Consider the following 19,361-nt stretch of genomic DNA (forward strand, 5'->3'; position numbering starts at 1 on the left):
GTCCACTCCACTGCTGTCAGCCATCTTGCTGCGTCGGTGCCTTCCGTACCCCCCCGGCGGCGCTCCCATGGGGTGGCACCCTCGCGTGCCCTGGCGCGGATCGGTTTGACGTTGTTTTCGCTGTGGCTCGCTCTGCCCGTGTTGGCGCTGCTGCTGGCAGCGCTCACCTGGGATGCGGGCTCGACCGCCGTGTTGCGCGAGATGGCGGTCACCGTGCTGCCCGACTATGTGCGCACCACGCTGTGGGTGTGCGCGGTGGTAGCCGTCGCCGTCGGCGTCGTGGGGTCGGCAACGGCCGTGGCCGTCACGGTCTTTGACTTTCCGGGCCGGCGCACGGCCGAGTGGCTGCTGCTGCTGCCGCTGGCGGTACCCGCTTACGTGGTCGCCTACGCTTACACCGACTTTTTGCAGTACTCGGGGCCGCTGCAAACCGCGCTGCGTGAGTGGACCGGCTGGCAAGGCCGGTTGTTGCCCGAGATCCGCAGCCCCTGGGGCGCGGCTTGGGTCTTTACCTTCACGCTCTATCCGTATGTGTATTTGTTGGCGCGCACCGCGCTGAGCGAGCGCGCCCCCCAGTTGCTGGAAGCCGCGCGGCTGCTGGGCGCGCCGCTGGGCCGGCGGCTGCGCGAGGTGGCGCTGCCGATGGCCCGCCCCGCGATCGCGGCCGGTGTGGCCCTTGCGCTCATGGAAACCTTGGCGGACTTTGGCGTCGTCAGCTACTTTGGGGTGCAGACGTTCACCGCGGGCATCTACAAGGCGTGGCTGGTGATGGACGACCGCACCGCCGCGGCACAGTTGGCCATCATGTTGCTGGCGTGGGTGGCGTTGCTGTTGTGGGTGGAGCAGCGCGCGCAGCGACGGATGCGCTTTGCCACCCAGCGTGTCGCGCGCGGCAGCGCGGAGGCGCAGCCAGTGCGCTTGCGCGGGGGGCAGGTGGTGGCCGCGTGGTTGGTCTGTGCGCTGCCCGTGATGTTTGGGTTCGTGCTGCCGGTGCTGTTCATGTTGCGGCCGTTGTGGCATGGCTGGGACGAGCTGCCGTGGCACGCCTTTGGGGGCTGGGCGCGCAACAGTCTGGTGCTCGCGGCAAGCAGTGCCGCGCTGGCCACGGCAGCCGCTTTGGCGCTGGCGCATGCGGCGCGTCGCTTGCCCGGGGCGCTCACGCGGATGCAGGTGCGCATCGTGGGCCTGGGCTATGCCGTACCCGGGGCCGTGGTGGTGGTGGGCCTGCTGCTGCCGGTGGGTTGGGCACAGGCGCGCTGGCCGGACAGCCATGTGGCGTACTGGGTCACGACCACCGTTTTGGGCATTGTGTGGGCCTATTTGGTGCGCTTTACCTCGGTGGCGCTGCAATCGGTGCAAAGCGGCTACAGCCGCATTCCCCGCAGTTGGGATGATGCGGCGACGACGCTCGGTGTCGCCGGTGCGACGCTATGGTGGCGCGTGCATTGGCCGCTGCTGCGCCGATCCGTGCTGGCCGGAGCGTTGCTGGTGTTCGTCGATGTGATGAAAGAGCTGCCAGCAACGTTGGTGTTGCGCCCGTTCGACATGGACACACTGGCAGTGGTCGCCCACCAGTTGGCGCGCGACGAGCGCCTGGGCGAGGCGGCGTTGCCCGCGTTGACGCTGGTGCTGGTGGGGTTGCTGCCGGTGGTGCTGCTCAGCCGCGCGCTGCGCCGCGGCGAGGTCGGTGCCACGTGAGCCGCGAGCGCGTGTACGCCAGCGCACCACACCCGATGGTCCCCCCGCCAGGAATCGAACCTGGATTTGCCGCTTAGGAGGCGGCCGTTCTATCCGTTGAACTACGGCGGGTCACGCAGTCCGAATTATCACCCACCCGCTGTCCGTGACAGGCGCGGCCGTTGTCGCGGTCCATGCACCCGCAGGGGGCTGCGTTCACGGCGGCACTCAATCGTAGCGGCGCTGGTAGAGCAGTTCCACGGCTTGCTCGTCGCCCGCGCGGGCGCGCAGTGTCAGATGGCGGGAGAGGTCGTACAGCACCGACACCGTACCCACCAAACCAAAAACACTGCGCTGGTAGCCAAGGTAAAGCCGATCGGAGAGGCGTTTTCCCAGCGATACCGATGCCGCGCGCACGCTGCCATCACCCTGGGGACCACCGGTGTCGACGCTGAGCTCGTCGAGCCCCAGGCGGGCTGGGAGTGAGGGACTTCCACCCTGGCGGGCACTCAGCAGTGCCAAGGCGGCACGCTGCACGAGCGCGGCCTCGGCGCCGGCACCACTCAGGGGGCGGCCCAATATCAGCCAGGCCAGGATGTCGGTCTCGGGCAGGGCTGGATCGGCGTACAGGCGCACACGCGGTGCCTGCGCCGTACCCGAGACTGTGATGCCCACGGTCTGCTGGGATACGGTTCGGGTTGCCAACAGGTCCAGCGCGGGGTTGTCGATGGCGCCATTGAAACGCAATACCCCGTGCGTCAGGGTCAAACGCTGGCCGTAGATGCGGTAGTGCCCGTCCACGGTGCGCACTTCACCGACCAGTTGTGGGGCCAGGTCGTCGCGCTGCCGCCAGTGCAGCGTTCCGCGTAAACCGGTGTCCAGCCCACGGCCACTGATACGGGCATCGGCGCCGAGATCGATGCCGAGGTCCACGGACCCGGTCCATCCAGCGGGCCATAGGGACGGCATGGCGGATGGCGTGCGCCCGCGCACCACGACGTCGGCGCTCAATGTCGGCGTGTCCTCGTTCGGTAGCAGCCAGCGCAGCGTATCCAGCCGCAGCTGACCACCGAGGTCGAGGCGACGTTGCTGCGCACGCATGTCGAGCATGCCGCTCAGAACGACTCTTCGGTCGACACGCGCCAGTGGGCGCCAGCGATCCGCGCGCGCGGTCAGCGCAACGCGCGGTGTACGGGTTTCGGCATCCCATTGCGCCCAGCCGCTGAGCTGTAGCGTGCCGCCGATATCATCGGCTGGGTCGTTGGCAGCCGTGCGCAGCGTCAGCGCCTGCAGGGTCAACCGGTGGTCGGCCACAGTGGCGCGCAGGGGGCTGACACGCCAGTCGATGCCCTCGGCTCGTTGGGTCAGACGTATGTCGTCACCGGTGAGGGAGCCACTCCACTCGGGCTCGCTCCAGCTACCGCTGATGGCGACGTTGGCTTGGAGCTGGCCATCGATACGCCAGCCGGGGGGCAACCAAGGGGTCAATACCGCCAGGGGCGGTGTGCGCAGGCGTGCCGTGCCGCGCACGGCCGCATCAGGCGGCGGCAGCCAGGGCAGGGTAGCCATCGTCGCCTGGTGGGAGGCAGGCCAGTTCAGCGTCAGCTGAATGTCGGCGTCACCGCCCAGGCGGCTATCCCAGCGCAGCCGGGCCTGGGCTGTGGCGCCGTCCCAGCGTAGGTGCGCGAAGGCCTCGCGCAAGCCTGCCGCGGGTGCCGGCTCGACTTCGGTCAGCGCGCGCAGCCACACATCCCCATGGTTTCGTTGCAAGGTCACGGCCAGATGCGGGCGGGTCCGTCGTGCCGCCTCTGCGGTCAGCGGCAGGGTCACGTCCCATTGCGCCCCTAAGGCAAAGGACGCATCGGGCTGCAGGGGGGCATCTGCGGGTGGTTCGAACCCCAGGGCGGCCAGCCATGGGGTCAGCGGCAGGGAGCCGGTTTGTCCCGCAAGCTGCACCACGCCGGCTTCCCACACCAGATGCTGTAGCCTCAGCTGCGCCGAGGCGTCGCCGGCATGCACGAGCAGCGGCACGTCGTTGGCCCAAACGCGGGCCGTGTGCGGGTTTTCGCCGCTCCACGCAACGGTGGCGTCGGGCAGCGCCAGCCGCAGTGTGCGTGGCGTCCGCGGTAGCGTGGCGCTGGCGCGGAGGTGAGCGCGGTGGCCCTCGCCGGTGGCTTCGAACCGCATCGTTTGCACACGCAGCGGGCGGTCGCGGGTGTCACCCATAGGGGGCCACTGCAGTCGGTGGCTGCTCAACATCAGCCGCCAGGGGTCGGCGCCGCGAGCGTCGCGCAGCGGCAGCCGCGAACCCCAGTACGCCTGCACCATCACATCGCCGTCGGGCACAGCATCGGCGGCGCGGGCGATGCGTTGCGCCAGCTCCGGCGCGATGGCGGACGCGCGCGCAGCACCGTCCTGCAGCCAGCGCCGCAGGTGGCTAAGGTCATCGCCGCGCAGCGCGAGCTGGCCCCCGTGCGGCAAGGCGAGCAGGCGCTGGCCCAAGGGCAGCGCTCCCTCGGCCTCGAGCCGCGCGCCGGGCACGGTGGCCGCCAGCGTGCCCGTGACCTGCTGGCCGGGGTACCAACGGCCGCGCGCGTGTGCGTGCAGCGTTGCACCCCAACGTAACGAGGCGTCGAATGTCGCTGGGACGGCCGCAGAATGCCGTGCCGTGTTGCCTCGCTGCCATTGCAGCACGGCTTGTAACGGGGTGGGATCCAGTCCTGCCCACACCCGCGCAGGGTCGAGGTCGTGTAGCGTCAGGCTTAGGGTATGGACGGCGTCCACGGTGAGCCTGCCCTCGGCTGGCGGGACGGCGTTGGCGCGCGCGGTCAGTTGGCCCTGGGCCAGGCGCGCTTGCAGCGCTTCGATAATGAGGGTCGAACCATCGTGGCGCAGGATCAAGTCGACGCTGTCCAGCGGCAGTCCGCCACGGTTCCAGGGGGCTGGGCGGGCGTTGCGCAGCGAGGCGCGTAGTCGTCCGCTTGTCCCGTCGGCAGCGTCGGCATCGGGTTGCCACCGTGCGGTGCCGCTCAGATGGGTGTGTGGTGCCCCCGGCCACAGTAGGGCCAGGTCCAGCGCCTGCGTATCGAGTGTCAAGGCGCGCACCGGCCACGCCGCCCAGGGCGCAACGGTCAGATCGGCACTCAGCGTCATGGCGGGGGCATTACCGCTGCGTTCGGCGTGCCAGGTCAGCGCCGCACGCAAGGCCGCGTCGGTGCGCAGGGGGCCATCGAGGCGCAGCTGCATTGGTCCAGCCTGTGCAGGCCATCCGATGCGTTGACCGGACCACTGCCCCTTTGCATCGAAGGCGACCGTTACCTGTGACCCTGCCTGTAGCGCCAGTGTGGCATGGCCGCGCCAGCGCAACTGTCCGCTGGGGTGTGTCAGGCGCACCGTCGCAGTTTCGATGACCAGGGTGTGGCTGACCGTGGTGGCATCGTTCGCTGCTCGCACGGCGCCATGGTTTTGCGCCGTGGGCGCAAGGGACGAGGCATCTGCGTGCGCCGAAGCAGGGGGCGTCGGGTCGGCAGCAGCGCCGTTGCTGCCGACGTAGCGATATTCGGCCTGCAGCTGCTCGACGGTGACCCCGTCGCTGTCGAGCCGGGTAAGGTGTATTGGAACCTGGAGATCGGCGAGCCAGGGCAGCCGCAGTGCGCGGGCCTCGGGCGGCGGTGGCAAACCAGTGGTATCAGGGTGGACGCGCTCGCGCCGTAAAGTGACGATCCGGGCCCCTAGGGTCTGCAAGGCCACGCGTCGCTCACGCCACAGGCGCGGCCAGAAGTCGGCCGCCCAGCGCCAGTGCAGGCCCTCCACGTGCAGGCTGAAGCTTGGGCCATCCAGACGCAACGTGTCGATCTCGCCGCCTACCGCCAAGGGACCCCGTGCGCCGCTCCAGGTCAACTGCCACTCGGGGCCCAGCCAGCGTTGGCCCCAGGTCAGGGTCTGTGGTAGTGAGGTGTCCTGTCGCAGCCAGGTCAGGGCGGCGATCAGCAGCGCCAGGAGCAGTCCGGCCAAGGCGCCAGCAGCCGCCAGTATCCCCACTGCCAGTCGGCGCAGGCGGCCGCGCATCCAAAAGTGGCCGCGGGCGTTGCCTGGATCGACATTTCGCGCTGGTATCGGCTCAGCGGCGTCGGACGGGGTCGAACCGGTGATGTGCATCATCAGAATACGAAACCGACGCCCAGATGCAGCCGCCAGCGGCGATCCCGTACCGCGTAGGCGAGGTCGGCGCGCAGTGGCCCCACCGGGCTGCGATAACGCAATCCGGCACCCACGCCCAATGCGCTCTCCCGCGCCGACCAGCGATCGCCAGCCGTCGCGCCGTCCACGAACAGCGCCAGTTCCCACGGGGTGAGGGCGCCGTCGTGGCGCCAGGGACGCTGCCATTCCAGGCTGGCCAGTGCCAGCAGTCGGGCCGCCTTTGGCGCGCCGCCGTCGCCGGGGGCGCCGATGCTGCGGGGGGCGTAGCCGCGCACACTGCCGTCGCCGCCGGCCCAAAAACGCAGGCTGACCGGCACGCGGGCGCCGGCTGCTGCCCACACGGCGCCGCCCTCCAGCGTCAACGCCAGCCGTTGTCCCCGGCTGTCGTCTGCCGGCGACCACAGCAGCAGGGCGCGCGCTCGTGCGCGCGCGTAGGGGCGTTGCTCGGGGGTTCGGGTCCAGCCGGCACCCAGTTCGGCCACTAAGCCGTAGCCGTGTCGGGGGTCGTCCAGATCGTCGAATGCGCGACGGGTCCATGTCCATCCCGCGCCCAGGCCACTGGCACGTTCAGGGGCGGCACCGGCACGGCGTTCGGTCGAGGTGTCCCACTGCACGAATAGGGCACGGTCCAGCCGCAGGCCCGGTTGTTCGCGCGTCCAGCGCCATTGCTGCGTCCGCGTGTGCGACTCGTCGCGTTGCGCTTCGGCTTGCCAGCCCAGACGCTGGCGCCACCCTTGGCCGTCGAGCGGGCTGACACCTTCGAGGCCAACGATCGTGTCCTTTTGCGTCCAGCGCAGCCGCGTATCCAGCCGCCAGTCCAAGCCGGGCAGCCGAAGGTGGGTGTACTCGGCACTCAGCCGCCCGCCGCTGTCGGTGCTCAGCCCCAGTCCGATTTGCAGACGCTGGCGTGGCGCCTCGCGCACCTGTACACGCACCGGCAGCGCATCGGGCGGACCGTCGTCGGCCAACAGGACGAAGGCGCTGTCGTACAGGCCACTTTGCGTGAGTTGCCGTTGGGCGGCCAGCAGCAGCGTCTCATCGTAGGGCAGGCCAGCACGCAACCCGGCGCGCTCGGCCCAGCGCAGCGCTTGTTCGTCGGGGTAGCGCTGTGCCCCTTCTACCTGCGCCGGACCAAGCCGGATGGCGGGTCCGCTGTCCCAATGCAGGTGCAACGTGGCGCGAGCGCGTTCGGGGTCGATGTCGGCGCGGCTGGCGACCAGACGGGCCCGCGCGAAGTCGCGCTGCTGCAGAGTCCGAAGTGCTTCCCGTTTGGCTTCATCCCAAGCTGCCTGAGTGAAGTATGCGCCCTCCGGTAGGCGCCACTGGCGGCGTACTTCGGTCACGAGGCGTTCGGTCCGTTCAGGATCGGGTCCGTCCAGTCGCAGGTCCACCGCCTCGATGGTGGTGCGCGGTCCTGGCTGCACCTGCAGGTGCAGCCGCGGCGGCTGTATCTCCGGCGGGCTGAGCACCACTTGGATCAGGGGACTGAAATAGCCTTGGGTGGCCAGCAAATCACGCGCTTGTGTCGGCAGTGTCGTTTCGATGCGCAGTAACTCGCTGCGGGTGAGGTCGGGTACGGCGCGCAAGCGCTGCGCGTCGAGGTGTTGCTGCAGCAGCGCGGCCAGCGCAGGCGGGGCATCGATGTCGAGCGTGAAGGCGCTGGGGCTCGGTTCAGGGGGGCGGCGTCGGCGCTGGGGGCACTCGCGCAACCGGCCAAGGCGGCACTCAACAGAACGGCCCATACAGCCCGGTACCAGTCCATACCGGTGGGCCAGTACCCGCGCGTCACCGTTGGCGCGGGCGCCGCCATGGGCCGTCGAACGCTGGGTGGTACCCGCGACCGCGGGTGCCGCTCGGCAGCACTCATTTGGACAGCAGCCGCATCGCCTCCTCCAGACCCTTGAGGGTGAGGGGAAACATGCGTCCGCCCATGAGTTGCTGGATGATGGCGATGCTTTGGCGGTAGGCCCACAGACCCTGCGGCTCGGGGTTGATCCAGACGTGGTGCGGAAAGGCGTGGGTGAGGCGCTGCAGCCACTCGGCCCCTGGCTCCTCGTTGTTGTACTCGACGCTGCCGCCGGGTTGCAAAATCTCATAGGGGCTCATGGTCGCGTCGCCGACGAAGATCAGCTTGTAGTCTTTGTTGTAGCGGCGGATCACGTCCCAGGTCGGGAACTTCTCGGCGTAGCGGCGGCGGTTGTTTTTCCACAGATAGTCGTAGACGCAGTTGTGGAAGTAATAAAACTCCAGGTGCTTGAATTCGGCCCGTGCCGCCGAAAAGAGTTCCTCGACGCGTTGGACGTGCTCGTCCATCGTGCCGCCGACGTCCATCAGCAGCAGGACTTTGACGTGGTTGTGCCGCTCGGGCACCATCTTGAGGTCCAGGTAGCCGGCGTTGGCCGCGGTGGCGCGGATGGTGTCGGGCAAATCGAGCTCCAGCGCCGAGCCTTCACGCGCAAAGCGCCGCAGCCGTCGCAGCGCCATCTGGATGTTGCGTGTGCCCAGCGCCTGCGTGTCGTCGTAGTCGCGGTAGATGCGCTGGTCCCACACCTTGACGGCGCTCTTGCCGCCACCCTTGCCGCCGATGCGGATGCCTTGCGGGTTGTAGCCGCCGTGGCCGAAGGGGCTGGTGCCGCCGGTGCCGATCCACTTGTTGCCGCCTTCGTGGCGTTCCTTTTGTTCCTCCAGCCGCTTGCGCAGCTCCTGCATCAGTTCGTCCCACTCCAGCCGCGGGGCGTTGGCCTTTTGCTCGTCGGACAACAGGCGCTGCAGCGTCTGGCGCAGCCAGTCGGCGGGGATTTCCTGCGTGAAGTCCGCGATCTGCTCCACGCCGCGAAAGTACGCCGCAAAGGCGCGATCGAACTTGTCGTAGTGCCGCTCGTCCTTGACCAACGTGGTGCGCGCCAGGTAGTAAAAATCGTCGATCGAGCACGCCTGCGGGTTGCGCGGGCCGACCACACCCGCCTGCAGCGCCTCCAGCAGCGTCAGGTACTCCTTGACCGACACGGGCAACCGCGCCGCGCGCAAGGTGTAGAAAAAGTCGATCAGCATCGGGCGGTCAACGGTTGCGCTGGTTCATGAAGACGAGCTTTTCGAACAGCACCAAGTCCTGCTCGTTCTTGAGCAGCGCCCCCACCAGCGGTGGCACGGTCAGTTTGCCGTCGGCGGACTGCAGGCTGCTCGGGGCGATGTCTTCGGCCGCCAGCAGCCGCAGCCAGTCCAGCAGCTCCGAGGTGGAGGGCTTTTTCTTCAGGCCCGGCAGTTGTCGGATGTCGAAGAACGTGCGCATGGCGGCGCTGACCAGCTCGTCCTTCAGGCCAGGGAAGTGCACGTCCACGATCTGCTTCATCGTGGCCGGCTCGGGGAAGCGGATGTAGTGGAAGAAGCAGCGGCGCAGAAAGGCGTCGGGCAGGTCTTTCTCGTTGTTCGACGTGATGAAGACCAGCGGCCGGTGCCGGGCGCGGATGAGCTCGCGCGTCTCGTAGCAGTAAAACTCCATGCGGTCGAGTTCGCGCAACAGGTCGTTGGGAAATTCGATGTCGGCCTTGTCGATTTCGTCGATCAGCAGCGCCACGGGCCGATCGGCTTCGAACGCCTGCCACAGCACGCCCTTGACGATGTAGTGGCGGATGTCCTTGACCCGGTCGTCGCCGAGCTGGCTGTCGCGCAGGCGGCTGACCGCGTCGTACTCATAGAGCCCCTGCTGGGCCTTGGTGGTGGACTTGATGTGCCACTGCAGCAGTGGCATGTCGAGCGCGCGCGCCACCTCCTCGGCGAGCATGGTCTTGCCCGTGCCGGGCTCGCCTTTGAGCAGCAGAGGCCGCTGCAGGCGGATGGCTGCGTTGACCGCCAGCACCAGATCTGGCGTGGCGACGTAAGAAGGGGTACCCGTGAAAACCATGAGTTCGTCTGCCGTGGTGAAGTGGAACGAGTCTATATAATCGGTCGTTGATTTTTGTCAAACGTCCCTCTCATTGTGCTGGCAACATGAATCGAACGCTGACTCCATTGCTCAAAACCATTGTCGCGGGCGCGACCGTCGTCGCCGCTGCCGCTGTACAGGCCCAGACACCCGCGGGGGACGTCAAAGCCGGTGAGGCCAAAGCCGCGATGTGCATCGGCTGCCATGGCATCCCGGGTTACCAGAACAGCTTCCCCGAGATCCACAAAGTGCCCATGATCTCGGGTCAGTCGGGGCCGTACATTGCCGCAGCCCTGCAAGCCTACCGCAAGGGCGACCGCAAGCACCCCACCATGCGCGGTATCGCGGGTTCGCTGTCCGATCAGGATATCGCCGATCTGGCCGCATACTATGCGAGCCACCAGACCGCTGCGGCGCCCGAACAGCCCAAGGCGGCGTCTGCCGCCGTGGCGGCTTTGCTTGAGAAAGGCGCCTGTGTGTCCTGCCACGGTGCCAATTTCAGCAAACCGATCGACCCCAGCTACCCCAAGATCGCTGGCCAGCACGCCGACTACCTGTACGTGGCGCTCAAGTCGTACAAAGTCGAAGGAAACCCGTACATCGGTCGCAACAACGCGATCATGGGCGGCATCGTCCAGCAGTTCAGCAATGCCGAGCTCAAGCAAATGGCCAACTACCTGGCGTCCATCAAGGGCGAACTGACGGTCAAGCCGCAGCCGCGCTTCCGCTGACTGCATCGCTCGCCACGACAGCGACAGCCCCGCACGCCCGTGCGGGGCTGTCGTCGTTTGGGGCATTCCCATGCCGCCACGCCGGGTTGGGCTACGGGAAAACCCTAGTGCTGGGCTGGTATAATCTCCGGTTTCGCCCAGGCCGCCTCGGCGTGCCTGGTGGTGCAACACGATTGGATGGGGGATCGAGCCATGCAAGGGCTTCATCTGACGGCTGATCTGTACGACTGCCGGGGGGCCGACGGTCTGATGACCGATGCGGCGGTATTGGCCGAGTTGTGCCGACGCCACACGATCGGGGTGGGGCTGACCCTGGTCGATGAAAAATGGCACACGTTTCCGCCCTACGAGGGGCAGCCCGGCGGGGTGACGGGGATGTTGCTGCTGGCCGAGTCGCACCTGGCAGTGCATACCTGGCCCGAGCGGCGCGCCGTCACGCTGGACGTGTACGTCTGCAACTTCACCACCGACAACTCGGCCAAGGCCGAGGCGCTGTTGCGTGAGATCGTGGCCGCATTCGAGCCGCAGCGCAGCGAAATCCACCGCCTGCAGCGCGGCAGCGAGCAGCGCCCCCCGATCGAGACGATTCTGGAGCCGCTCAACGACGCGGGTGATGCCGTCTACGGCTTCGTCAGCAGCGAGCGCGTGCTGGCGCGGCGCAGCCCGTACCAGACCATTGAGCTGCTGCGCACGCCGCGCTTCGGGTTGGCGATGCGCATCGACGGGCACTTCATGACGTCGGAGGGCGAGGAGTTTTATTACCACGAATGTCTGGTGCACCCGGCGGCGGTCGCACACGGCGCCGTGCGCGACGTGCTCATCATCGGCGGCGGCGATGGCGGTGCCGCCGAGGAGGTGCTCAAGCACCGCAGCGTGCAGCGTGTGGTGATGGCCGAGCTCGACGGCGAGGTGGTGGCGCTGGCGCGCGAGCACCTGCGCGCCGTGCACCGCGGCGTGTTCGACGACCAGCGGCTGGAAGTCAAGATCGGCGACGGGTTGGCGTACGTGGCCGAGACGGCCGAGCGCTTCGACCTGATCTTGCTCGACCTGACCGATCCCGAGACGCCCGCGGGGTCGCTCTATACCGAGGCGTTTTTCCGCTCGCTGCGGCGCATCCTGCGCCCGGGCGGGGCGGTGGTGCTGCACACCGGGACCCCTGTCTTCGAGCCCGATCAGGTTCAGCGTATCAACGCCGCGCTGCGCACGGTGTTCGAGCAGGTGCACCCGTTTGGGCTGTACGTGCCGCTGTACGGCGCGTACTGGGGCTTTGCGGTGGCGTCCGACCGGCTGCAACCCCGTGCGCTGGATGCCGCGACGCTGCAGGCGCGGGTGGACGCCTTGCCCGACCTGCAGTACTACAACGCCGAGGTGCACCCGGCCCTCTTTGCCCTGCCCACTTACTACCGTCGTCTGGTGCAGCCCGAGGTGGCCGCCCCCGCGCGTGCAGCGCTGGCCGAGGCGGCGCTGTAAGCCGCCCCGCCGCTTCAGCCCAGCCGGGCGCGGTGGCGCGCGATCTGGCGCCGCACCTGTTCTGGCGCGGTGCCGCCCACCGTGTTGCGCGCCTGCACGCTGCCCTGTAGGGTCAGGGCCTGGAACACGTCGGCTTCGATCGCGGGGTGAAAGCGCTGCAGGTCGGCCAGCGGCAGGTCGGCCAAGTCCACGCCCAGCCCAGCTGCGTGTCGCACCGCCGCCGCGACGGTCTCGTGCGCGTCGCGAAACGGCACGCCTTTGCGCACCAGGTAGTCCGCCAAGTCAGTGGCGGTGGCGAAGCCCTTGCGCGCGGCGGCCTCCATCGCCTCGCGGTTTACGGTCAGGCCCCCCGAGCGCTCGCCCGTGGCGGGGTCGCGCTCGCCGCCGATCATGTCGATGAAGATGCGCAGCGTGTCGCGCACCGTGTCCACGGTGTCGAACAGCGGCTCTTTGTCTTCCTGGTTGTCTTTGTTGTACGCCAGCGGCTGGCCCTTCATGAGCGTGATCAGGCCCATCAAGTGGCCCACCACGCGCCCCGTCTTGCCGCGCGCCAACTCGGGCACGTCGGGGTTTTTTTTCTGCGGCATGATGGAGCTGCCGGTGGTGAAGCGGTCGGCCAGGCGCACGAAGCCGAAGTTCTGGCTCATCCACAGAATGAGCTCTTCGCTCAGGCGGCTGATGTGCACCATGATGAGCGAGGCGGCGGCGGTGAATTCGATCGCGAAGTCGCGGTCGCTGACCGCGTCCAGGCTGTTGAGGCACAGCTGCGGCTGGCCGTCGTCGTCCACCATGCCCAGCGTGCGTGCCACGCGCTCGCGGTCCAGCGGGTAGGTGGTGCCGGCCAGCGCCGCGCTGCCCAGCGGCAGCCGGTTGGTGCGTCGGCGCACGTCGCGCAGGCGCTCTTCGTCGCGGGCGAACATCTCGACATACGCCAGCAGGTGGTGCGCAAAGCTGACCGGCTGCGCCACCTGCAGGTGGGTGAAGCCCGGCAGGATGACGTCGACATGGCGCTCGGCCACCTCGACCAGCGCGCCTTGCAGCTCGCGCAGCAGCGCGATCAGGCCGTCGATCTCGTCGCGCAGCCACAGGCGCACGTCGGTGGCCACTTGGTCGTTGCGGCTGCGGCCAGTGTGCAGCCGCTTGCCGGCGTCGCCCACCAGCTGCGTCAGGCGCGCTTCGATGTTGAGGTGCACGTCCTCCAGCGCCAGTTTCCACTCGAAAGTGCCGGCTTCGATCTCTTGCGCGATCTGCTGCAGGCCGCGCTGGATGTCGGCCCCGTCTTGCGCGCTGATGATGCCCTGCGCGGCGAGCATCTCGGCGTGCGCGAGCGACCCCTGGATGTCGGCCTTCCACAGCCGCCGGTCGAAAAAGACGCTAGCGGTGTAGCGTTGCACCAGCTCGCTCATGGGTTCGGAAAACAAGGCCGACCAGGCCTGGGATTTGGCATCGAGCTGGTTGTGCGACATGGCAGGTCAGAGGACGGGCGCGCCGATGGACGAAGCTGCAGCGTCGGTTTATAAAGGCGGTGACGTATAAAGAGAAGGAAGAAATTGTACCGGCGGCACGGGCGCCGACGGGGTGGAGGTAGACACGATGGTTACTCGGGTGCTGGTGGTCGATGACGAGGCTTTGGCGCGCGAGCGCCTGCGCGATCTGCTGGGGCGGCTGCCCCTGGCACTGGAGGTGGACGAGGCGCCGGAGGCGCGCAGCGCCTATGCCCGGCTGATCAGCGAACCTTGGGATGTGGTGTTGCTGGACGTGCAGATGCCGGGGCTGGACGGGCTGGGTCTGGCCGAGCTGTTGCGTGGGCGACCGTCGGTGCCGGCCTTGATATTCGTCACTGCGCACGCCGAGCACGCGTTGCGGGCGTTCGAGCTGGATGCGTTGGACTACCTGACCAAGCCGGTACGGCTAGAGCGACTGCAGCAGGCACTAGACAAAGCGCTGCGCTGGCGCGCGGCGAGTGCCCCGGCCACTGGCGCCCCCACCGTGGCGGACGCGGGTGTCGGGGCGGGCAGTCTGGTCATCCACGAGCGGGGGCGCACCGAGCGCGTGCCGATCGCCGATATCGTCTACCTCAAGGCCGAACTCAAGTACGTGACGGTGCGCACGCGCGAGCGCAGCTACATCTACGATGGCTCGCTGCACGAGTTCGAGCGCGCGCAGCCCGAGCGCTGGCTGCGCATCCACCGCAATGCGTTGGTAGCGCGTGACCGGGTGCGCGCGCTGGAGCGCGTGCACGAACGCCCCAGCGCGCGCGCCGACGAATCGTTCGATGGCTGGGTGGTGCGACTGGACGGGGTGGAAGAACGGCTGCAAGTCTCGCGCCGCCAGCTGCCCGTGGTGCGCGAGGCGCTGCAGGGCGAGCGGCTGGCGTGCTAGCATCGCCGGCATGTCGTCCTCTGCACGCTCCGGGGCTGGGTGCGCCCAGCCCGACACTGCTTTCCCCCCCCTCGACCTGACCATCGCCACCCGCGAAAGCCGCTTGGCCCTGTGGCAGGCCGAGCATGTGCGCGACCATCTGCAACGCCTTGGGCACCGGGTGCGCCTGCTGGGCATGACCACGCGCGGCGACCAGATCCTCGATCGGGCGCTGTCTAAAGTGGGCGGCAAGGGCCTGTTCGTCAAGGAGCTGGAAGTGGCGATGGACGAGGGCCGGGCGGATTTGGCGGTGCATTCCCTCAAAGACGTGCCGATGGAGCTGCCCGCGGGGTTTCGGCTGGCTTGCGTGATGGCGCGCGAAGACCCGCGCGATGCCTGGGTGTCGCCCGTGTGCGACGGGCCCGAGGGCTTGCCCGCGGGGGCGGTGATTGGTACGTCCAGCCTGCGGCGGGTGGTGTTGCTGCGCGAGGCGCTGGCGCGCCTGGGGCGGTCGGACGTTTCCATCGAGCCGCTGCGCGGCAACCTGGATACCCGCCTGCGCAAGCTCGACGAGGGCCGCTATCACGCCATCGTGCTGGCGGCCGCCGGCCTGCGCCGGCTGGGGTTGGAGACGCGCATCCGGCGTGTGTTCGAGACCCGCGAGATGCTGCCCGCGGCAGGGCAGGGGGCGCTGGGGATCGAAATCCGCATCGAGCGTGACGACGTCGCCACCGCGCTGGCACCGCTGGCCCACTGGCCGACGTGGGCCGCGGTGGCGGCGGAGCGCGCCGTCTCGCGCGCGCTGGGGGGTAGTTGTTCGGTGCCTCTGGCCGCGCACGCCACCTGGGTCGAGGCGCCGCCGCCAGCGCCGAGTGAGGCGGCACGGTTGCGTGTCGAGGCCGCCTGGGGGGATGCCGAAGGGGCGGCATCGCTGCTGCTGCGGGCAGCCGTCGAGGCCGACGTGACCGATCTGGCCAGCGCCGAGGCCGCTGGCGCGCGCGTGGCGCAAGCCCTGATCGACCGCGGGGCCCGGATCCGCATGCCGGAGTAGGGCGCCGTGTCACCCGTCGCCGCGCCGCGCCCCACGGTGGTCGTGACCCGGCCGGCCGCGCAGGCGGCGCCCTGGGTGGCGGCGCTGCGCCAGGCCGGTTGGGCTGTGCTGCCCCTACCGCTGATCGACATTGCCCCGGTGGCGGACGCGGCGACGCTGCGCGCCATGATGGGGCCGTGGCACGGCTGGGCTGCGGTGATGGCGGTCAGCCCGGCGTCGGTCGAGGTGTTGCGCGCCGCCGGTGTGCCCGCGCCACCCGACGGCGTGCGCTGCTGGGCACCTGGCGAGGGCACGGCCCAGGCCTGGCGGGCGTGGGGGGTCGATCCGGGGCGCATCGATCACCCTCCGCGGGATTCTGCCCAGATGGACTCCGAAGCGCTGTGGCCGCTGGTGCGGCAACAACTGGCCCCCGGCGCGCGTGTGCTGATCGTGCGCGGGGCGTCGCCCGACGGGCGCACCGGACGCGACTGGCTGGCGCAGCGTTGCCGCGAGGTCGGCGCGCAGGTCGTGGAGCGCGTCGTGTACCGGCGCGTGCCGCCCACGTGGGACGCCGATCGCGCGCAGCAGGCGCGGCTAGCCGTGGGGCCGGGCGCGGTGTGGCTGTTCAGCAGCAGTGAGGCCATCGCCAACCTGCCGCAACTGCTGCCGCAAGCGCCGTGGGGTCACACCCAGGCCATCGCCACGCACCCCCGTATCGCCGACGTCGCCCGTGCCCTGGGGGTGGGTCGGGTCCACACCTGCCGCCCTGCGTTGCCCGACGTGCTGCAGGCCCTAGAATCCTTGGCGTGAACGATACCGTGACGCTCTCCCCAGAACCCGCGGCACCGAGCGGGGCGGTACCGCCGCGCCCGGCTGCGATGGCGGGTGGTGCTGCGCGCGGGTGGCCACTCGCAGCGGTGCTGGTGGCGGGGCTGTCGCTGGCGGCCAGCGTCGTGCTCTGGCAACGGGTGGCGCGTGTGCAGGAGGAGCTGGCCCGCCGCAGCGCCGATACCCAGGCCGACGCCGCCGCCACGCGCGCCCTGGCCGAGCAGGCGCAGGCCACCGTGGCCGAGTTGCAGGCCCGCATCGGCGTGGCCGAGCTCAAGCTGTCCGAGGTGTCGCTGCAGCGCTCGCAGCTGGAAGAGCTGATGCTGTCGGTGTCGCGCTCGCGCGACGATGCGCTGGTGCAAGACCTGGAGGCCGCGTTACGCTTGGCCATCCAGCAAAGCCAGCTCACCGGCAGCGTGCAGCCCATCGTGGTCGCTTTGCAGGGGGCGCAGCAGCGCATCGAGCGCGCCGCCCAGCCGCGCCTGAACCCGGTGCAGCGCGCCATCGCGCGCGACCTCGAGCGTATCCGCGCGGCGTCGTTGCTGGACGTGCCTGCCCTCGTGACGCGCCTGGATGAGCTGGCTCGCGCGGTGGACGAGTGGCCGCTGCGCGCCGGGCCGCCGTTGGACGAACCCGTCGGCACGCCCGAGCCCGTCGCCGCCGAGCGCGAGACGCCACACGAGCCCGAACCGGCGGCTGCGCCGGCCAAGGCTGCCGACGATCGGTGGGCGCGCTGGCGGGCGGCGGTACAGCCTTGGGTCGAGGCGGGCTGGGCGCGTTTGCGCGCCGCCGCGCGCGACCTGGTGCGCATTCGCCGCATCGACCAGCCCGAGGCCGTGCTGCTGGCGCCGGAGCAGGCTTACTTCTTGCGCGAGAACGTCCGCTTGAGCCTGGTCAACGCCCGGCTCGGCGTGCTGGCGCGCCAGTTCGACAGCGCGCGTGCCGACGTGCGTGCCGTCGAGCGCCACCTGCGCCGCTATTTCGACACCGACTCGGCGCGCGTGCGCCAGGCGCTGCAGACGCTGGCCGAGCTGGAGCGCGATCTGCGCCACGAAACGCTGCCGCGTCCCGACGAGACGCTGGCCGCGCTGGCCGCCGCTGCCGGAGGGCGCTGACGTGCGAGTCAGCGCCCTTGCAGTCCATGGGGCCGACGGAGGTCGACCGTGAGGGGCATCTTTGGCCTGTTGTTTATCGCGGCGCTGGCGGTCGTCGCGGCGCTGCTGATGGGCGACAACCCCGCCACCGTGACCCTCTTTTGGCCGCCCTGGCGCGTCGATGTCTCGTTCAACCTGGTCGTCATCGCCCTGGTGGTGGGGTTCGTCGTCGTCTATGGGGCGCTGCGCGGCGTCGCGTTGCTGCGCGAGTTGCCGCGCCGCGCGAGCCGCTGGCGCGCCCTGCAGCAGGAGCGCGCCACGGTTGGCCTGTTGCTGCAGGCCTGGGGCTATCAGCTCGGGGGGCGGTTCGTGCGTGCGCAAAACGCGGCGCGCGAGGCGATGGCGCGCCTGCGCAGCACCGACCGCGATGCCTTGCCGTACACCGACGCCATGTGGGTGCTGGCGCACCTGACCGCCGCCGAGAGCGCGCACCAGCTCAGCCAGCGCGAGCAGCGTGACGCGTGGCTGGCCGCGGCCATCGACCCCACGCGTTCGCGAGGGGCACCCGAGGCCCGCGAGGGGGCCCTGCTGCGGGCCGCCGAGTGGGCGCTCGACGCCCGCGACGCCGAAGCCGCCGCGCGCTGGCTGGCGGAGTTGCCCCAGGGCGCGGCGCGGCGCATCCAGGCGGTGCGGCTGCGGCTGCGGCTGGCCCAATTGCGGCGTGACAACCGGGCGGCACTCGACATGGCGCGCTTGCTGGCCAAGCACCGGGCGTTTTCGGCCGAGGCCGTGCGCACCGTGCTGCGCGGCCTGTGGACGGAAGCCCTACGTGACGTGCGCGATGAGGAAGGGCTCGAGGCCGTTTGGCGCAACCAGCAGGGCGACGAGCGCCGCGACCCCGCGCGTGCGCTGGCGCTACTCGCGCACGCCCAGCGTATGCGAGGGCAGGGACAGTTGGCGCCGGAAGGGCCGCTGCCGCGCGCGGTCGACGAGGCCATCCGCGTCGCCTGGGCGGGGTACGACACGCTGTCGGCGAGCGAGCGGCTGCGCGCCGCCGGCCTCGTGGAGCCGTGGCTGCCGCGCCTGGACGCCGCTTGGTTGCCCAGGCTGGAGGAGGCCCAGCGGCGCCTGCCCGCCGATGTGGGGTTGCAGTATCTGGCAGGGCAGGCCTACCGCGCCCGGGGCCTGTGGGGCAAGGCGCAGACGTTGCTGCAACAGGTGGCCCCGCGCCTGGACGAGCCCGAGCTGCGCCGCCGGTGCTGGTGCGCCTTGGCCGAACTCGCCGAGGAGCGCGGGGACGAGGCAGCGGCACGCGACGCGTGGAAACGCGCGGCGCAGGGTTGAGAGTAGGCGGCGGCCGGGCAGTGGCTATTTGGCCGCCGTTTCGCGCCGACGCAGGCGTTGACGGCGCGCCAGCCGCACCCTCCACACCCACAGAGCATTGACGAGACCATAGACCACGATCCCGGTCACACTGGCCACGATCGCCAGCCCCACGGCAAGCGGCTTGCCGATGCCGGAAACCCAATGCCAGAGATCGGCAGCCCACGCCCACCAAGGCCGGTTTGCCCCATCGTCAACGGTACTCTCCATGGACGCGCCGGGGGTGGCCAGGATAATGCCTTCCGGGCCCGTCGTCACCCCCGGGCCGGGCTCGCTTTGCAAAACCCACGCCCCCAGCTTATAGGCTCCGTAGTACACCGGCCCGAACGTCACCGGGTTGGTGACCAACGTGCTGGCGACTGCCGCCGGCAGGTTGGCCCGCAGCAGCACGGCCAACGTGGCCGATGCCGGGATCTGGGCCACTGGGATCAGCAATCCAAAAAAGACCCCCAGTGCCAGCCCGAGTGCCAGCCCTTTGCGGTTGAGATGCCACAGCCGCGGATGGTGCAGATAGGGTGACAGCCAGCGCAACCAGCGCATGCTGTGCAACCGTTCGCGGCTGGGCAGCAGGGACAGGACGAGGTCTTTCATGGAGGGTCGTGTGTCGATGACGCGATTTTGACCGATTCCGCCGTCGCTGGTTCAGCGGGTCATCGCCCGTTATG

The 19,361-nt window shown here is 69.5% G+C and carries 14 protein-coding genes and 1 tRNA gene; 8 read left to right on the plus strand and 7 right to left on the minus strand.

The genetic code is table 11. From position 1 onward, the window contains the following. Window positions 1-105 precede the first annotated feature (105 nt). On the plus strand, window positions 106-1,698 hold the full coding sequence (locus ACPP3B_RS09615) for an ABC transporter permease (RefSeq protein ID WP_424858841.1): 1,593 nt from the start codon (window positions 106-108) through the stop codon (window positions 1,696-1,698). Window positions 1,699-1,734: 36 nt separating this feature from the next. On the opposite strand, the gene ACPP3B_RS09620 is transcribed toward ACPP3B_RS09615, so the two are convergent. The 5 genes from ACPP3B_RS09620 to ACPP3B_RS09640 form a co-directional block, all read right to left on the minus strand. Beyond that, window positions 1,735-1,809, minus strand: a tRNA-Arg gene (locus ACPP3B_RS09620). A 96-nt stretch (window positions 1,810-1,905) separates the two neighbouring features. Then, window positions 1,906-5,838 carry a translocation/assembly module TamB domain-containing protein gene (locus tag ACPP3B_RS09625; protein WP_424858842.1) on the minus strand — a complete coding sequence of 1,311 codons (3,933 nt, stop codon included), beginning with the start codon at window positions 5,836-5,838 and terminating at the stop codon, window positions 1,906-1,908. Then, window positions 5,838-7,619: an autotransporter assembly complex protein TamA gene (locus ACPP3B_RS09630; protein WP_424858843.1), complete on the minus strand. Its 1,782-nt coding sequence runs from the start codon at window positions 7,617-7,619 to the stop codon at window positions 5,838-5,840. Before ACPP3B_RS09630 ends, ACPP3B_RS09625 begins: the two co-directional genes overlap by 1 nt. A gap of 121 nt (window positions 7,620-7,740) precedes the next feature. Continuing rightward, window positions 7,741-8,928, minus strand: a complete 1,188-nt coding sequence (locus ACPP3B_RS09635) for a vWA domain-containing protein (RefSeq protein ID WP_424858844.1) — start codon at window positions 8,926-8,928, stop codon at window positions 7,741-7,743. 7 nt (window positions 8,929-8,935) lie between these two features. Beyond that, the gene (locus ACPP3B_RS09640; RefSeq protein WP_299019431.1) at window positions 8,936-9,778 is read right to left on the minus strand and encodes an AAA family ATPase; all 843 of its coding nucleotides are present in this window, start codon (window positions 9,776-9,778) and stop codon (window positions 8,936-8,938) included. Between the two features lie 86 nt (window positions 9,779-9,864). Between ACPP3B_RS09640 and ACPP3B_RS09645 the strand changes: the two genes are divergently transcribed. Continuing rightward, window positions 9,865-10,530 carry a c-type cytochrome gene (locus tag ACPP3B_RS09645; protein ID WP_299019430.1) on the plus strand — a complete coding sequence of 222 codons (666 nt, stop codon included), beginning with the start codon at window positions 9,865-9,867 and terminating at the stop codon, window positions 10,528-10,530. 192 nt (window positions 10,531-10,722) lie between these two features. Beyond that, window positions 10,723-12,000, plus strand: a complete 1,278-nt coding sequence (speE, locus tag ACPP3B_RS09650) for a polyamine aminopropyltransferase (RefSeq protein ID WP_424858845.1) — start codon at window positions 10,723-10,725, stop codon at window positions 11,998-12,000. Window positions 12,001-12,014: 14 nt separating this feature from the next. Here the strand turns inward: speE and argH are convergent, their stop codons facing one another. Then, window positions 12,015-13,466 (minus strand): argininosuccinate lyase, encoded by a 1,452-nt coding sequence (argH, locus tag ACPP3B_RS09655; RefSeq protein ID WP_424858846.1) that lies wholly within the window; start codon window positions 13,464-13,466, stop codon window positions 12,015-12,017. A gap of 127 nt (window positions 13,467-13,593) precedes the next feature. Between argH and ACPP3B_RS09660 the strand changes: the two genes are divergently transcribed. The 5 genes from ACPP3B_RS09660 to ACPP3B_RS09680 are packed head-to-tail and all read left to right on the plus strand — an operon-like array spanning window position 13,594 to window position 18,657. Further along, window positions 13,594-14,382 carry a LytR/AlgR family response regulator transcription factor gene (locus tag ACPP3B_RS09660; RefSeq protein WP_424858847.1) on the plus strand — a complete coding sequence of 263 codons (789 nt, stop codon included), beginning with the start codon at window positions 13,594-13,596 and terminating at the stop codon, window positions 14,380-14,382. A gap of 10 nt (window positions 14,383-14,392) precedes the next feature. Continuing rightward, complete coding sequence (hemC, locus tag ACPP3B_RS09665) at window positions 14,393-15,412, plus strand: hydroxymethylbilane synthase (RefSeq protein ID WP_424858848.1); 1,020 nt, start codon at window positions 14,393-14,395, stop codon at window positions 15,410-15,412. 6 nt (window positions 15,413-15,418) lie between these two features. Then, on the plus strand, window positions 15,419-16,201 hold the full coding sequence (locus tag ACPP3B_RS09670) for a uroporphyrinogen-III synthase (RefSeq protein WP_424858849.1): 783 nt from the start codon (window positions 15,419-15,421) through the stop codon (window positions 16,199-16,201). Beyond that, window positions 16,198-17,334, plus strand: a complete 1,137-nt coding sequence (locus ACPP3B_RS09675; protein ID WP_424858850.1) for a uroporphyrinogen-III C-methyltransferase — start codon at window positions 16,198-16,200, stop codon at window positions 17,332-17,334. The genes ACPP3B_RS09670 and ACPP3B_RS09675 overlap by 4 nt, the downstream gene beginning before the upstream one ends. A 48-nt stretch (window positions 17,335-17,382) precedes the next feature. Continuing rightward, entirely contained in the window at window positions 17,383-18,657 is a 1,275-nt protein-coding gene (locus ACPP3B_RS09680) for a heme biosynthesis HemY N-terminal domain-containing protein (protein ID WP_424858851.1), read from the plus strand. 24 nt (window positions 18,658-18,681) lie between these two features. Here ACPP3B_RS09680 and ACPP3B_RS09685 read toward each other — a convergent pair whose 3' ends face one another. Continuing rightward, complete coding sequence (locus ACPP3B_RS09685) at window positions 18,682-19,287, minus strand: DUF2062 domain-containing protein (protein WP_299022979.1); 606 nt, start codon at window positions 19,285-19,287, stop codon at window positions 18,682-18,684. Window positions 19,288-19,361: the final 74 nt, after the last annotated feature.

Source organism: Tepidimonas sp. HKU77, from assembly GCF_049728535.1.
Classification (GTDB): Bacteria; Pseudomonadota; Gammaproteobacteria; order Burkholderiales; family Burkholderiaceae_C; genus Tepidimonas.

Bases quoted from the DNA above. Each gene is read 5' to 3' on its own strand.
- ACPP3B_RS09625 (WP_424858842.1), bottom strand. From the start codon at position 5,838: ATGATGCACATCACCGGTTCGACCCCGTCCGACGCCGCTGAGCCGATA.
- ACPP3B_RS09630 (WP_424858843.1), bottom strand. From the start codon at position 7,619: ATGGGCCGTTCTGTTGAGTGCCGCCTTGGCCGGTTGCGCGAGTGCCCC.
- ACPP3B_RS09635 (WP_424858844.1), bottom strand. From the start codon at position 8,928: ATGCTGATCGACTTTTTCTACACCTTGCGCGCGGCGCGGTTGCCCGTG.
- ACPP3B_RS09640 (WP_299019431.1), bottom strand. From the start codon at position 9,778: ATGGTTTTCACGGGTACCCCTTCTTACGTCGCCACGCCAGATCTGGTG.
- ACPP3B_RS09645 (WP_299019430.1), top strand. From the start codon at position 9,865: ATGAATCGAACGCTGACTCCATTGCTCAAAACCATTGTCGCGGGCGCG.
- speE (WP_424858845.1), top strand. From the start codon at position 10,723: ATGCAAGGGCTTCATCTGACGGCTGATCTGTACGACTGCCGGGGGGCC.
- argH (WP_424858846.1), bottom strand. From the start codon at position 13,466: ATGTCGCACAACCAGCTCGATGCCAAATCCCAGGCCTGGTCGGCCTTG.
- ACPP3B_RS09660 (WP_424858847.1), top strand. From the start codon at position 13,594: ATGGTTACTCGGGTGCTGGTGGTCGATGACGAGGCTTTGGCGCGCGAG.
- hemC (WP_424858848.1), top strand. From the start codon at position 14,393: ATGTCGTCCTCTGCACGCTCCGGGGCTGGGTGCGCCCAGCCCGACACT.
- ACPP3B_RS09685 (WP_299022979.1), bottom strand. From the start codon at position 19,287: ATGAAAGACCTCGTCCTGTCCCTGCTGCCCAGCCGCGAACGGTTGCAC.